Annotated in this window: 14 protein-coding genes; 4 read left to right on the top strand and 10 right to left on the bottom strand. The window is 42.1% G+C overall.

The annotated features are described in order from the left end of the window. Positions 1 to 76: 76 nt before the first annotated feature. From ACXAFE_RS10405 to rdgB, 3 genes are all read right to left on the bottom strand, one after another. Positions 77 to 1,903, bottom strand: a complete 1,827-nt coding sequence (locus ACXAFE_RS10405; RefSeq protein WP_475152056.1) for a DUF885 domain-containing protein — start codon at positions 1,901 to 1,903, stop codon at positions 77 to 79. A gap of 82 nt (positions 1,904 to 1,985) precedes the next feature. Then, positions 1,986 to 3,122: a radical SAM family heme chaperone HemW gene (gene hemW, locus ACXAFE_RS10400; RefSeq protein ID WP_475152054.1), complete on the bottom strand. Its 1,137-nt coding sequence runs from the start codon at positions 3,120 to 3,122 to the stop codon at positions 1,986 to 1,988. Further along, positions 3,122 to 3,715, bottom strand: a complete 594-nt coding sequence (rdgB, locus tag ACXAFE_RS10395; protein WP_475152050.1) for an RdgB/HAM1 family non-canonical purine NTP pyrophosphatase — start codon at positions 3,713 to 3,715, stop codon at positions 3,122 to 3,124. Before rdgB ends, hemW begins: the two co-directional genes overlap by 1 nt. A 204-nt stretch (positions 3,716 to 3,919) precedes the next feature. Here rdgB and ACXAFE_RS10390 point away from each other — a divergent pair, with 204 nt between their 5' ends. Further along, positions 3,920 to 5,599 (top strand): alkaline phosphatase, encoded by a 1,680-nt coding sequence (locus ACXAFE_RS10390; protein ID WP_475152047.1) that lies wholly within the window; start codon positions 3,920 to 3,922, stop codon positions 5,597 to 5,599. A gap of 89 nt (positions 5,600 to 5,688) precedes the next feature. Here the strand turns inward: ACXAFE_RS10390 and ACXAFE_RS10385 are convergent, their stop codons facing one another. The 4 genes from ACXAFE_RS10385 to ACXAFE_RS10370 all read right to left on the bottom strand — a co-directional run bounded on the left by ACXAFE_RS10385 (position 5,689) and on the right by ACXAFE_RS10370 (position 8,290). Next, positions 5,689 to 6,129 carry a DUF4426 domain-containing protein gene (locus ACXAFE_RS10385; RefSeq protein WP_475152044.1) on the bottom strand — a complete coding sequence of 147 codons (441 nt, stop codon included), beginning with the start codon at positions 6,127 to 6,129 and terminating at the stop codon, positions 5,689 to 5,691. Positions 6,130 to 6,221: 92 nt separating this feature from the next. Beyond that, complete coding sequence (locus ACXAFE_RS10380; RefSeq protein WP_475152042.1) at positions 6,222 to 6,758, bottom strand: YggT family protein; 537 nt, start codon at positions 6,756 to 6,758, stop codon at positions 6,222 to 6,224. Further along, positions 6,758 to 7,579, bottom strand: coding sequence for a pyrroline-5-carboxylate reductase (gene proC / locus ACXAFE_RS10375; protein ID WP_475152039.1), 822 nt, complete (start codon positions 7,577 to 7,579; stop codon positions 6,758 to 6,760). Before proC ends, ACXAFE_RS10380 begins: the two co-directional genes overlap by 1 nt. Before the next feature lie 24 nt (positions 7,580 to 7,603). Beyond that, complete coding sequence (locus ACXAFE_RS10370; protein ID WP_475152037.1) at positions 7,604 to 8,290, bottom strand: YggS family pyridoxal phosphate-dependent enzyme; 687 nt, start codon at positions 8,288 to 8,290, stop codon at positions 7,604 to 7,606. A 37-nt stretch (positions 8,291 to 8,327) separates the two neighbouring features. Here ACXAFE_RS10370 and ACXAFE_RS10365 point away from each other — a divergent pair, with 37 nt between their 5' ends. From ACXAFE_RS10365 to ACXAFE_RS10355, 3 genes are read left to right on the top strand one after another with little or no spacing between them, the layout of a single operon-like run. Further along, on the top strand, positions 8,328 to 9,386 hold the full coding sequence (locus tag ACXAFE_RS10365) for a type IV pilus twitching motility protein PilT (RefSeq protein ID WP_010561719.1): 1,059 nt from the start codon (positions 8,328 to 8,330) through the stop codon (positions 9,384 to 9,386). 9 nt (positions 9,387 to 9,395) lie between these two features. Continuing rightward, positions 9,396 to 10,526 carry a PilT/PilU family type 4a pilus ATPase gene (locus ACXAFE_RS10360; protein WP_395388021.1) on the top strand — a complete coding sequence of 377 codons (1,131 nt, stop codon included), beginning with the start codon at positions 9,396 to 9,398 and terminating at the stop codon, positions 10,524 to 10,526. A gap of 14 nt (positions 10,527 to 10,540) precedes the next feature. Continuing rightward, a complete protein-coding gene (locus tag ACXAFE_RS10355) occupies positions 10,541 to 11,437 on the top strand; it encodes a hypothetical protein (protein ID WP_475152031.1) in 897 nt (298 codons plus the stop codon). 9 nt (positions 11,438 to 11,446) lie between these two features. On the opposite strand, the gene ruvX is transcribed toward ACXAFE_RS10355, so the two are convergent. The 3 genes from ruvX to gshB are packed head-to-tail and all read right to left on the bottom strand — an operon-like array spanning position 11,447 to position 13,440. After that, positions 11,447 to 11,887 (bottom strand): Holliday junction resolvase RuvX, encoded by a 441-nt coding sequence (ruvX, locus tag ACXAFE_RS10350; RefSeq protein WP_010561716.1) that lies wholly within the window; start codon positions 11,885 to 11,887, stop codon positions 11,447 to 11,449. Continuing rightward, positions 11,888 to 12,457 carry a YqgE/AlgH family protein gene (locus tag ACXAFE_RS10345; RefSeq protein WP_054979997.1) on the bottom strand — a complete coding sequence of 190 codons (570 nt, stop codon included), beginning with the start codon at positions 12,455 to 12,457 and terminating at the stop codon, positions 11,888 to 11,890. A 29-nt stretch (positions 12,458 to 12,486) separates the two neighbouring features. Then, on the bottom strand, positions 12,487 to 13,440 hold the full coding sequence (gene gshB / locus ACXAFE_RS10340) for a glutathione synthase (protein WP_475152021.1): 954 nt from the start codon (positions 13,438 to 13,440) through the stop codon (positions 12,487 to 12,489). Positions 13,441 to 13,479: the final 39 nt, after the last annotated feature.

The raw sequence follows: 13,479 nt of genomic DNA, 5'->3' as shown, positions 1-13,479 counted from the left end.
CAATTGCGGCCTTTTTTGTATCTTAATTGATAACAAATAAAAGGCGCTTTATACGCCTTTTATTTTTTAATGCTTATTAACCTTGTTTGCTTGCAACCCAATCGTTTACAAAGCCTTCAAGAGTATTAAGTGGCACCGGGCCGCTCTTAAGCACTACATCGTGGAATTCACGAATATCGAACTTTTCACCAAGTTGCTTTTTCGCGCTTTCACGTAATTCTACAATCTTGATCATACCGATTTTGTAGGCCGTTGCTTGTGATGGCATTACAATGTGACGCTCTACCATCTTAACGCCGTCTGACGTTGCATTTGGCGTGTTATTTACGTAGTAGTCGATACCTTGTTGGCGCGTCCACTTCATTGCGTGAATACCTGTATCTACTACTAAGCGACATGCACGCCACAACTCCATTGCTAAACGACCAAAATCTGAATATGGGTCTTCATATAAGCCCATTTCTTTTGGCACCATTTCAGAGTATAAACCCCAGCCTTCAACGTATGCTGTGTAACCGCCAAACTTACGGAACTTAGGAACGCCTTCAAGCTCTTGCGCGATAGCAATTTGCATGTGGTGGCCTGGAATACCTTCATGGTAAGCAAGCGCTTCCATTTGGTAAGTTGGCATCGCTTCCATATCGTAAAGGTTGGCATAGTAAATACCAGGGCGTGAGCCATCTGGCGCAGGTTGCTGGTAAAATGCTTTACCTGCTGCTTTTTCACGGAATGCTTCAACACGTTTTACAATCATGTCGGCTTTTGGCTTAACGATAAATAACTCATCAAGGCGCGACTTCATGTTATCGATCATTGCCGTCGCATCAGCAAGGTACTTTGCTTTACCTTCTTCCGTGTTTGGCAAGTAGAACTGCTTATCAGTTTTCATGAATTCCATGAACGCATTTAAGTCGCCTTTAAAGCCAACTTTATCTTTGATTTCACGCATTTCATCATGAATACGTGCAACTTCAGCTAAACCAATCGCGTGAATTTCTTTCGCCGTAAGATCGGTTGTTGTCGTGCGTGCTAACGCATTGTTGTAGTAAGCTTCGCCTTCTGGGAACTTCCAAGCACCATCGCGGTTATCAGCGCGAGATTCTAAACCAATTAAGTAGCTGATAAGCGATTCATAGGCAGGGCCAACCGCTGTTTTAAGCGCATTTGTTGCATCAGTGATAAGAGCGTCTTTTTCATCTTGTGCGATTTCTAACTTTGCCACTTTGCGTTTAAAGTCAGCAAGCAGGGTTGAATCTTCACCAGTAGTGAAAGGCGCACCTTTCAAAATGTTTTTGCTTGAATCAATTACATGTGGGAACACGAATTTAGGCGCGATAATGCCTTTTTCAGCGCGCGTTTCTAAATCTTTTTCAAGTTGTTCAAATACGGTTGGTACGCCATTTAAACGAGAAATATACGCTTTTGCATCACTTAAATCGGCAATTTGATGTTGGTTAATCAAAAATGCAGGGATCATTGAGTGTGTGCCATACATTTGATTTACTGGATATGTGTGGTAGCGCCATTTAAAGTCATCAATGCTTTGTACTAAACGCTGTTCCATTAAGTCATAGCTAACTTGTGTCGTGCTATCTAGCTTGCTGCGGTCAAATGCGCGCAGCGTTTCAAGGTCTTTTTTGGCAAGCGCTAAATCTTCTAACGCACGTGCTTCAGAACCGTCGTCCCATTTGTCATAGTCTTTTTTGATGCCCATGTAGGTTTGGTAAACAGGGCTGCGCATTACGCCGCGCATAAAAACTTCTTCAAAGAACGCGTTTGCACGTTCGCTTTCTGATTGTTGTTTAACTACTTCAGCAGTTGTATCTTGTGTTGTTGCTGGTGTTTGACAACCAACTAAAAAAACAGAGCTGATTGCTGCTGCAATTAATGAGCGCTTAAGCATTTTGTTTTACCTTTATAGTTATGACTTTATAACGAAGTATTTACTCAACGTTACTGTTTTACAGGAGTCGCTACAAACGACGTTACACAAATAATTGTAACAAGTCATTTAAAAAGCGGTGTCCTTTTGCGGTAACTTGCCAGATATTGTCGTCTTTTTGCATTAATCCTGCAGTAACCGCGTGATTTAAATTAGTTTCAACGTGTTCAAGTGGTAGCCCAGTAAACTCACCAAACTCGTTGATGTTGAATGATTCATGTAGGCGTAAGCGGTTCATGAAATATTCAAAAGGCAGTTCATCGTTTGTTACGTGCCAGCTATCAAATAGGTATGGCCTAGTTAAGTCCATATAGCCTTTAGGGTGTTTTACCTTAACAGTGCGTACCAGTTTTTGTGTTGTTAAATCGGTGATTTTGCCATGGGCGCCACAGCCAATACCTAAGTAATCACCAAAACGCCAGTAATTTAAATTATGCTGACATTGAAAACCCGGTTTGGCGTAGCCTGATATTTCATATTGCTCGTAACCTGCATCCGTTAACAGCTGGTGGCCTTGCTCTTGAATTTGCCACAAGGTTTCATCTTCAGGCAGTATAGGCGGTTTTGATGCAAATTGGGTATTAGGCTCAATGGTGAGTTGATACCACGAAATATGAGGCGGATTGAGCGCGATAACTTGTTTAAGATCACTCAGTGCATCATCGATGGATTGATCTGGCAATCCATGCATTAAGTCCATATTAAAACTGTTTAAACCTATGGTCTTTGCTAATTTTGCCGCATTAATTGCTTCATCGGCATTATGAATACGGCCAAGGCTTTTTAGTTTGTCTTGTTGCAGTGATTGAACACCAATAGAAATCCGATTGACGCCAGCTGCACGGTAGCCAATAAAGCGCTCAGCCTCGACAGTGCCTGGGTTGGCTTCAAGCGTAATTTCAATCGTGTTAGAAAATGGAATAAGGCGTTCAATTCCTTGCAACAAATCTGAAATCGCTTTCTCGGAGAATAAACTCGGTGTACCGCCACCGATAAATATACTAGTGAGTTTACGGCCTTGCACATAAGCGAGGTCGGTTTTTAAATCATCTAGCAAGTGCTGTACATAAGCTGATTCAGGAATATCTGACTTTACGCCATGACTATTAAAGTCACAGTACGGACACTTTTGCACACACCAAGGTATGTGTATGTAAAGACTTAATGGTGGCAGTTTCATTAATTAGCCTTGAGCAAGTCGAGCAGTTGATTAAGCGCCTTACCGCGGTGGCTTAGGCTATTTTTAGTTGCCTTATCAAGCATTGCTGCGCTGCAATTTTTCTCGTGACTAAAGAATACAGGGTCGTAACCAAAGCCTTGTTCACCTTGACGCTCGGGTAAAATTTCACCTTGCCATACGCCTTGGCAAATTAATGGGGTAGGGTCGTCTGCGTGGCGCATTAATACTAATACACACCAAAAACGGGCTGTACGATTTGGATTATCGCCTAGTTCACTTAATAGCTTATCAATGTTATCAGAGTCATTCGCATCAACACCTGCAAATCGTGCTGAGTAAATTCCCGGAGCACCGCCTAGGGCTTCAACTTCAAGACCTGAATCGTCGGCGATTGCCGGTAAGCCGGTAATCTTTGCCGCATGCCTTGCTTTGATTATGGCATTTTCAATAAATGTGGTGCCGGTTTCTGCAACTTCTGGCACATCAAACTCTGACTGTGCGACTACTTCAATATTCAAACTAGCAAGTTTATGCGCAAGCTCAGCAACTTTACCTTGGTTACCTGTTGCCAAAACGATTTTTTCAAATGACATAAAACGAAATTTCTAAAGGAATGATGTTAGTTATTATATCAAGAGCGCAAGCGTATTGCTTTGTGGATTTTATGAAATGTTATATTGTTACTTTTCAATGGGTTAGAGTATGAGTGATTATTCTAAATGCCATAAATATGAAATCTTAGTTTAACAATAGAAAAGTAGGCTATCGCAAATTTTAAATCATATGGGTACAAAATAATGAAAAAAACATGTGTCGCCCTAGCAGTTGCTAGCTTACTAATGACGGGTTGTGGTTCTGACGATAAAGAAATCGTAGAAGTAATTAAAGAAGTTGAAGTGATTAAAGAGGTGGAAGTACCACCAGTAGCGGTTACCGAAGTTAAAAACGTGATTTTAATGATCGGTGACGGTATGGGCCCGCAGCAAGTTGGCTTACTTGAAGAGTATGCACGCCGCGCACCTAATTCAACATACAGTACTAAAAATGGTGTGACTGCGTTATCTAATTTTGCCAATCAAGGTGTAATGGGCTTATCGCTTAATGCACCACACGGTGATAATGGTAAGTTGGTTGTAGATTCGGCGTGTTCTGCAACACAATTAGCAACAGGCTTAGCGGCAGGTTCTGAAATGATTGGTCTTGATGACCAAGGTAATATTGTTGAAACCATTTTAGAAAAAGCGAAAAAAGCAGGTAAAGCAACAGGCTTAGTATCAGATACTCGCATTACCCACGCAACACCAGCGGCATTTGCCGCGCACCAACCACATCGTTCACTTGAACCTGCGATTGCTGAAGAGCTAATCGAAAGTGGTAATGTTGATGTATTACTTTCAGGTGGTGCTCGCGTATTCTTACCGTCTGATATTAAAACAGATGCGGCCGATCGTGACGTTATGAGTGCACTTGGCGCACCTGAGTCGGTATATAAAAAATCAAAGCGTAGCGACAACCGTAACTTAGTCGTTGAAGCGAAAGAACAGTTTGGTTATGAACTAGCGTTTGATAAAGCGCAGCTCGCTGCAACAGAAACAACTAAATTACTTGGTTTGTTCGCAAACTCGGGTATGGCTGACGGTATTGCCTACTCAGCATGTAAAGAAGCAAATAACTGCTCTCAGCCATCGCTTAAAGAAATGACTAAAAAGGCACTTGATGTGCTTTCTAAAGATGAAGATGGCTTCTTCCTAATGATTGAAGGTGGTCAGATTGACTGGGCAGGACACGCGAACGATGCGGGTTGGATGCTACATGAACTATTAAAGTTTGACGAAGCGGTAGAAGCGGTTTACGAATGGGTAAAAGACCGTAACGATACGCTAGTTGTTGTAACAGCTGACCATGAAACGGGTAGCTTTGGTTTTAGTTACTCACGTTACAATATGCCTGAAGCAACAACACTTCCAGGCGATGGCATGCAAGGTCGCGATTACAAGCCTAACTTCAACTTTGGTGATTTAAGCCACTTAGAAATGCTTTATAAGCAGTCGGGTACTTTCTACAACATGCTTGATATGGCAAACGCAGATTGGAACTTTGACGCTGCAACAGCAAACGATTGGATGACTGCAATCAATAACTACAGCGCGTATAAAGTGACACTAGAGGAAGCTGAGAAAGTAGGTGAGCGTGAAAACAACCCTTACTATGACCCAGATCACTCGTATCAAAGTGCTGACGTAACACCAAAGTTTGACGACTTTAACGAGTTTTATGTGTACGCAGATGAAGACCATACAGCAAAAATTGGCCGTGCACTTGCTCGCCATCAAAATGTTGTTTGGGGTACAGGTACACATACAGCGGCGCCTGTTCCAGTTTATGCGTTTGGTCCTGAAGGTGTAACTAAACAGTTCTCAACCATGCAACACCATGTTGATATTGGTCAGAAAATGATGGCAGCGCTTGGCTTGTAAACCCGCTTTAAGAGTAACACTAGCCAATAACAAAAAAGCGCCGTAAGGCGCTTTTTTAATGTGTAGACTAATTTGTTTAAGAAAAAACATTAATCAACATAAAATTTTTGTTGAAAGCTGAGCACTTCGCTTTTATTTTGCCCTTTAATGTCAAGCTTAAAGCGATACAGTTCTTCATTGCTGTAGCCAAGCTCTGCAATATAGTAAATTGCATCACCATCAATGATCTCTTTAAATGCTAGCGTTTCATTGTGACCAAGTAAGTTTTTGGCAGTGCCTGAAATAGCTACTTTTTGTGCTTTTTTCGTTGCTTTATCCAATACCGAAATATTGATAACCGCATTGTAGTTACTGCGCTCAATACCATAGTGTTGTGCTATTTTTGGTTGCAATACAGTTGATGGAAAAGCTATGTAATGCACTTGCCAGTTTCCAAGCTCTTTGTATTGCCCACCTTGCTCGGAATTTGCTAAAACGCTTGTAGCCATAAATGCACAAAATGCTAAACAAAGTGAAATTAGGGTTTTCATAATCCGCCCCTTAAATTAAGTATTAATATTAGTATAGATGACAAAAAAGCCGCATTCTGCGGCTTTTTTATTCTACCTGAATTTATTCTTTTTTATCTAAATAAATCAAGGAATAAGATTTGCAGAAACTGTAATCCAATAATCAACACTAAGATTGATAAATCTAATCCGCCAATGGGTGGAATTATCTTTCTAATCGGGCGTAGCATTGGCTCAGTAAGTTGATGGAAAATCGCTTCGATTGGGTTATGTCCTTGGCTTACCCAACTTAAAATTGCTCGGATAATTAGTACCCAAAAGGCCAAGTTTAAGCCTTCTTTGATCACAGTAATCAAACTGCCAACCAATACAGTAACAGGTTCAATTCCACCAAAGAAAAGCAGTGAAATAGTCACTATTTTGAGCGCTGCGACAATCAGCGCAAGCACTAATGAGGCAAGATCAAAACCGCCTAGCCCCGGAATTACCTTGCGAATTGGGTTGAGTAAGGGGCTGGTGGCTTTTACTACAAACTGACTGAGCGGGTTATAGAAATCAGCGCGTGCGGTTTGTAGCCAGAAGCGCAGCAATACAACCATCAAGTACAAGTCAAAAACGACTTCAACTAAAAATCGAAATGCGTCATTCATTAAAATTCTTGCTCCATTTGTTGTGCGCGAGCGATACACGCATCCATCGCATCGGCGACAGTTTGCGTTAAGTTTTGCTGCTCTAAATGCGCAATTGCCGCGGCAGTTGTACCGCCTTTTGAAGTAACATTAGCACGTAACTGACTAATTGATAAGTCAGGCGATTTTGCTACCATATCGCTGGCACCTACAGCCACTTGCTGTACCAGTTCTCTTGCTTGTTCAGCGTTAAAACCGAGCTCTTTTGCTTTTTGTTCAATCGCTTCTAAGAACAAAAATACATACGCAGGAGATGAACCCGTTACCGCAATAATATCGTTAATTTGGTCTTCTTCTGAAAGCCACGTAACAATACCTGTTGCACTAAATACCTCGGTAGCAAATTGCTTTTCTTGTTCACTGGTATTATTGCTGAATAAGCCGCTTACGCCTTTGCTTTGTAAGCTAGGGGTATTTGGCATGCAGCGGATCATCTTAACCGGGTGGTCTAGCATTTCTTGTAAACGCGCCACTTTAATGCCCGCCGCAACGGAAATAAACACTTTGTCTTGGTAGGCGATACCTGAATCTTTAATGGTTTGGCATAGGTCTGCCATCATTTGCGGTTTAACCGAGAGTACAACGTAATCGGCTTGGTCGATTGCTTTAATGTTGTCGTTAGTTACTTGAATACCAAAGTCATCGCCAACTTTGGCAAGTTTTTCTGCATTGCGGTTGGTTGCGATAATATTGTTTGGGGCAAAGCCGCCATTGATTAATCCACCAATAATGGCGTAACTCATATTACCGGTACCAATAAATGCAATGGTGTTTTGTGACATAGGAACTCTCTTTTTGGTTAATCGTTAGTTTCTTGGGCCAAAGATATCGGTGCCAATACGCACCATTGTGCTGCCTTGGCTTATTGCTGCTTCAACATCGTTACTCATGCCCATTGAAAGTGTATCTATACTATCATATTGGGATTTCAATTGATTAAAACAAGTTTGCAGTTTGGCAAAGCTGTGTTGTTGCTCGTTTAGTGAGTCGCTTTTTTTAGGAATGGCCATAACACCACGCAATACCAAATTGTCAGATGTTGCAATGTACTGTGCTAAGGCATCGACTTCTGACAGCGAACAGCCAGACTTGCTCAGCTCATCATCAATATTAACTTGTATAAGCACGTTTAATTTAGCGCGTTCAGAGGGGCGTTGATCATTTAGGCGCCTGGCTATTTTAATGCGGTCGACACTTTGCACCCAGTCAAAATGAGCTGCTACTTGCGCGCTTTTATTCGATTGAATAGGGCCGATAAAGTGCCATTCAATGTCGCTTAAATCGGATAGTTCAGCGATTTTATCGACCGCTTCTTGCACGTAAGATTCGCCAAATTGACGTTGACCAGCTTGGTAGGCCTCTCGTATTAAAGTACTAGGCTTTGTCTTGCTGGCCGCCAATAAAGCCACTTTTTGCCCTAAAATGTGAGAATTTTTTATCGCTTTTGCGATTCTGTCATAGGCTATTTTAAGTCGTTCTGCTATTGTAATCATATAATTATTCAAATAAGTAACTTAGTGGAGCAATCCAATGGACATTACTGAATTACTGGCATTCAGTGTGCAACATAATGCATCAGATTTACACTTATCATCAGGTGTTTCACCTATGATCCGCGTTGATGGCGACGTTCGAAGAATCAATATCCCCGCACTTGGACCAAAAGACGTAAACGGCTTAGTGTATGATATTATGAATGATAAGCAGCGAAAAGAATACGAAGAAAACTTAGAATGTGACTTTTCTTTCGAAGTGCCAAACCTAGCTCGTTTCCGTGTTAATGCCTTTAATTCTAACCGTGGTCCAGCCGCGGTATTTCGTACCATCCCAAGCACCGTTTTAACCCTTGATGACTTAGGCTGTCCTGAAATATTCAAAGATATTTCCAATAACCCGCGTGGCTTAGTGTTGGTAACAGGGCCGACAGGTTCGGGTAAATCAACAACGCTTGCAGCGATGATTGATTATATTAATTCGCATAAGCACCACCACGTACTTACCATTGAAGATCCAATCGAATTCGTACATGATAATAAGCAAAGCTTAATAAACCAACGTGAAGTACACCGTGATACACACAGCTTTAATAACGCACTTCGCTCGGCGCTTCGTGAAGATCCAGATGTTATTCTGGTCGGTGAATTACGTGACCTCGAAACCATTCGCCTTGCAATGACTGCGGCAGAAACCGGTCACTTAGTATTTGGCACCTTGCACACCACCTCTGCACCAAAAACCATTGACCGTATTATTGATGTTTTCCCAGGTGAAGAAAAAGACATGGTGCGTTCAATGCTATCTGAATCGTTACGTGCTGTAATTTCACAGACACTGGTGAAAAAAGTAGGTGGTGGACGAATCGCAGCACACGAAATCATGATAGGTACCCCAGCAATTCGTAACCTTATTCGTGAAGACAAAATTGCACAAATGTACTCATCGCTACAAACCGGTGCATCGCACGGCATGCAGACGATGGACCAGTGTTTAGGTAACTTGCTAAATCGCGGCTTAATTACACAGCAAGATGCATATGCAAAAGCCCACGATAAGAGCAACTTTGGCGCAGCAGGCGCACGATCTTACTAGGGGTAAATTATGCACGGCTTAGATCATTTTTTAAAACAAATGGTAGAGAGTGAAGCATCGGATTTATTCGTGTCTACATTCTTGCCTGTAAGTGTAAAAGTTAATGGCGAACTTCGTCCAATTGGTCATTCAGATTTAACTGAAGAAGAAGCGTTAGAGCTGGTTGAATCGGCAATGAGCGATAAGCAGAAAACCGAATTTCACGAAACCAAAGAATGTAACTTTGCGATCGCACGTGATTCGGGCCGTTTCCGTGTTTCGGCTTTTTGGCAGCGCGATAAAGCGGGCATGGTTGTTCGTCGTATCGTAACCACCATTCCGGAAGTGCACGATCTTGGCTTACCACCGGTATTAACCGACGTGATTATGTCAAAACGTGGCTTAGTGCTGTTTGTGGGTGGTACGGGTACCGGTAAATCAACCTCACTTGCGGCGCTGTTAGGGTATCGTAACCGCAACCAGCGTGGTCATATCTTAACTATTGAGGACCCGATTGAATTTGTTCACGAACACCAAAAGAGTATTGTAACGCAACGTGAAGTGGGATTGGATACTGAAAGTTTCGAATCGGCACTAAAGAGCTCTCTGCGTCAGGCTCCTGATGTAATTTTGATTGGTGAGATCCGCTCGCAAGAAACCATGGAATATGCGCTTTCGTTTGCTGAAACGGGTCACTTGTGTGTGGCTACACTGCACGCAAACAACGCGAACCAAGCAATCGATCGTATTATGCACTTAGTGCCAAAAGAAAAGCACGATAAGTTAAAGTACGATTTAGCGCTTAACTTACGTGCTATTGTTGCACAACAACTTGTGCCGACCAGCGATGGACACGGCCGTGCAGCTGCAATTGAAATCTTACTTAACTCGCCAATGGTGGCAGAACTAATAAAACGCGGTGAAGTAGGGGCAATTAAAGAAACCATGTCTAAATCGCGCGAAATGGGTATGCAAACCTTTGACCAAGCGTTATTTGACCTTTACCAGCAGCATCGCATTAATTATGCCGATGCGCTACACCATGCTGACTCACCGAACGATCTGCGCTTAATGATTAAATTACGCAATAATGAGCAACAAGGAGCAGGCTTTTTACAAGGTGTTACGGTTGATGGCCTTGATGGCGATAAAAACCAGTAGTAAGTGATACGCTTATGTTGAAGTTAAGTCGTTTTAAAATTTGTTTTTGTGTATTAGCGAGTATGTTATTTGGTTTTGCGGCGAACGCGGCGAATTCAAGTAACTCCGTTGATATGTATATTCGCGATGATGTGTATGTTGATTTTCAGGCGTTTCTAGCTGGACGTGATGTACATCAGATTTCCTCGTTTAGTGGTTATCGCATGCGTCGCGACGTAGTGGATATGGTACTTGCATTGCAGGCATTAAAACTCGGTGGTTTTGATAAAACATTTAACTACCAAGTGGGCAAAGTAACGCTGCGCAACACCAATATTTTAGAGCGTGGTAAGCAATTACTTAGCTTCGACACATACTGGTACGCAGATGCAGAAAAAATAGCAGAGCACGCTTATATTTCTGCAGCTGTGTTTAACAAAGGTGAGTACCTAGCAGGCGTATTTGCTCATCCTGAAAACCGAAAAGTCTTCGCAATTGACAGCCTAGATGATTTTTCTCATTTCACATCGATTTCAACTCCCCGTTGGCACGCCGACTGGCAAACTCTCAAAAGCTTAAAGTTAAAAAAGCTGTACAAAGATGATGAATGGTTACAGCAAATTCGTGCAGTTGATAAAAAGTGGGCGGACTTTGCTTTGTTGCCGTTTATGCCTGCTGTTAACAACCACTACAAACTGCATTCGTTAGAATTACTTGCTGTACCGGGCATTGCACTTACATTTGATGATAGTCGTCATTATGTGGTGAGCAAAACCCACCCTGATGGTAAGGCGGCGTTTGAGGCGTTACAAAAAGGGTTAGCAATACTCGCAGCGCAAAAACGCATTAAATCGGCATATATTGAAGCGGGTTTTATTCCTGAAAAAGGCAGTGTGAAAGTGCTAAATAGTGAGTTAATTAGTAAAGACTAAGCGAGGCACTTAGTCTCCATACAAGCTTTCAAAATAGCTTTCTAAAATAATTTGTGCCGACATGCTATCTACTTTATCTTTCGCTAAATTTCGGTAGCCACCGTGATCAAATAAGCGTGCTTTTGCATCCGTCGTGGTAAGGCGCTCATCTTGCACTTCAACTTGGTAACCGAACATGCCATGCAAGCGTTTTGCAAACTTCTTGGCTTTAAAGGTTACTTCTTGGTTGGTGCCATCCATATTGAGCGGTAAGCCGACTATTAATAAATCAGGCTGCCATTCATCGAGAATTTTTTTTACGTTGTCCCAATTTGGAATACCGTCTTTTGCAGCGACAGCGCTAAGTGCGGTTGCCGTACCTGATATTTCCTGACCTACGGCAATGCCAATGCTTTTGGTACCAAAATCAAAACCAATTAGTGTACGTTGCCCGATAGGGTTTTTACTCATTTACGCATTTCCTGAATAGAGAGAAAGTTTATCGATATCAATGCCTAAACTCTCTATTGCTTTTTGCCAACGCAAGTGCGCTGGTGTATTAAAAATAATCTCAGGGTCGGCAGGTACGGTAAGCCAAGTATTTTCGACCAGTTCTTTTTCAAGCTGACCGGGATCCCAACCTGCATAGCCTAAGGTAATCAGAAATTGATCTGGTGCTTCATGGCTTGTTAGCTCGTGAAGCACATCTTTCGAGGTGGTGATCATAATATCAGAGCTAATATTCGAGCTTGAACTATAACCTGGCTTAGTACTGTGCAATACAAACCCTCGGTCAGTGTGAACTGGACCGCCCGACATTACTGCAACGCTACTGTTAGTTGCCATCTTGTTATTCTCGATATCTATTTGGTCGAGTAACTCGCCCACCGTAAGGTTAGTAGGTTGATTAATAACAAGCCCCATTGCCCCAGATTCATTGTGCTCACAAATGTAAGTCACGCTGTGTTTAAAGCGTGGGTCGGGCATGTTTGGCATTGCAACTAAAAAGGTATTTTGTAATGACTGGGTTTGATTACTCATTGATTGCACCTTTTGTATTATCTTCAGCTTTAAGTATGCGCCACTTTTTGCTCAATTGCGTCGAATAACTTACCGGTAATTGAAATATCAAATGCCGCTTCAATTTCTTTTACGCACGTTGGTGCAGTAACATTAATCTCAGTAAGCCTATCGCCAATAATATCAAGACCGACAAAAATTAAGCCTTTTTCAACTAATGTTGGCGCCACTGCTTCGGCAATTTTGCGTTCTACATCGGTAATTGGGCGTGCTTCGCCTCGGCCACCGGCTGCTAAATTACCGCGGGTTTCACCGCCTTGTGGAATACGCGCTAAGCAATAGGGAATAACTTCACCATTAACCACTAATACGCGCTTATCGCCATCTTTGATCGCTGGAATGTAATTTTGTGCCATTGCATATTGGCTGCCGTGTGCTGTGAGTGTTTCGCAAATAACGCCAATATTTGGGTCATCTTGTTTAACGCGGAAAATTGACGCGCCGCCCATGCCATCAAGAGGTTTTAGAATAATGTCTTTGTGTTCTTCTAAAAACGCGCGGATATGTGACTGCTCACGTGTTACCAGTGTATCTGGGGTATGTTCACTAAACCACGCAGTAAATAGTTTTTCGTTAGCGTCACGTAAGCTTTGCGGTTTGTTAATTACGAGAGTACCCGCTTGCTCAGCACGTTCTAATAGGTAAGTTGCGTAAATATATTCGGTATCGAACGGTGGATCTTTACGCATTAAAATCACGTCTAAATCAGCTAGAGCAATGGTTTGTTTATCTTCAAGTTCATACCATTTTTCGGTGTTATCAAACACGGTAGCAACAGACGACGTTGCGAAACTTTGCCCACCACGTAAAAACAAGTCATTCATTTCCATATAATGAATTTCATAGCCGCGTTTTTGCGCTTCGAGCATCATGGCGAAGCCGGTGTCTTTTTTGATATTAAATCCAGCAATAGGATCAGAAATGATGCCAAGCTTAATCGTCATGTTAGTTTCCTTTATTTTCAACTCTCTAAGTTATGGGGA

This window comes from Pseudoalteromonas sp. ABV4_021, assembly GCF_056159365.1.
This window is presented reverse-complemented; position numbering and strand designations above follow the sequence as displayed.

Bases quoted from the DNA above. Each gene is read 5' to 3' on its own strand.
- gshB (WP_475152021.1), bottom strand. From the start codon at position 13,440: ATGACGATTAAGCTTGGCATCATTTCTGATCCTATTGCTGGATTTAAT.
- ACXAFE_RS10390 (WP_475152047.1), top strand. From the start codon at position 3,920: ATGAAAAAAACATGTGTCGCCCTAGCAGTTGCTAGCTTACTAATGACG.
- ruvX (WP_010561716.1), bottom strand. From the start codon at position 11,887: ATGAGTAAAAACCCTATCGGGCAACGTACACTAATTGGTTTTGATTTT.
- ACXAFE_RS10385 (WP_475152044.1), bottom strand. From the start codon at position 6,129: ATGAAAACCCTAATTTCACTTTGTTTAGCATTTTGTGCATTTATGGCT.
- ACXAFE_RS10370 (WP_475152037.1), bottom strand. From the start codon at position 8,290: ATGATTACAATAGCAGAACGACTTAAAATAGCCTATGACAGAATCGCA.
- ACXAFE_RS10345 (WP_054979997.1), bottom strand. From the start codon at position 12,457: ATGAGTAATCAAACCCAGTCATTACAAAATACCTTTTTAGTTGCAATG.
- ACXAFE_RS10365 (WP_010561719.1), top strand. From the start codon at position 8,328: ATGGACATTACTGAATTACTGGCATTCAGTGTGCAACATAATGCATCA.
- proC (WP_475152039.1), bottom strand. From the start codon at position 7,579: ATGTCACAAAACACCATTGCATTTATTGGTACCGGTAATATGAGTTAC.
- ACXAFE_RS10405 (WP_475152056.1), bottom strand. From the start codon at position 1,903: ATGCTTAAGCGCTCATTAATTGCAGCAGCAATCAGCTCTGTTTTTTTA.
- hemW (WP_475152054.1), bottom strand. From the start codon at position 3,122: ATGAAACTGCCACCATTAAGTCTTTACATACACATACCTTGGTGTGTG.
- ACXAFE_RS10380 (WP_475152042.1), bottom strand. From the start codon at position 6,758: ATGAATGACGCATTTCGATTTTTAGTTGAAGTCGTTTTTGACTTGTAC.
- ACXAFE_RS10360 (WP_395388021.1), top strand. From the start codon at position 9,396: ATGCACGGCTTAGATCATTTTTTAAAACAAATGGTAGAGAGTGAAGCA.
- rdgB (WP_475152050.1), bottom strand. From the start codon at position 3,715: ATGTCATTTGAAAAAATCGTTTTGGCAACAGGTAACCAAGGTAAAGTT.
- ACXAFE_RS10355 (WP_475152031.1), top strand. From the start codon at position 10,541: ATGTTGAAGTTAAGTCGTTTTAAAATTTGTTTTTGTGTATTAGCGAGT.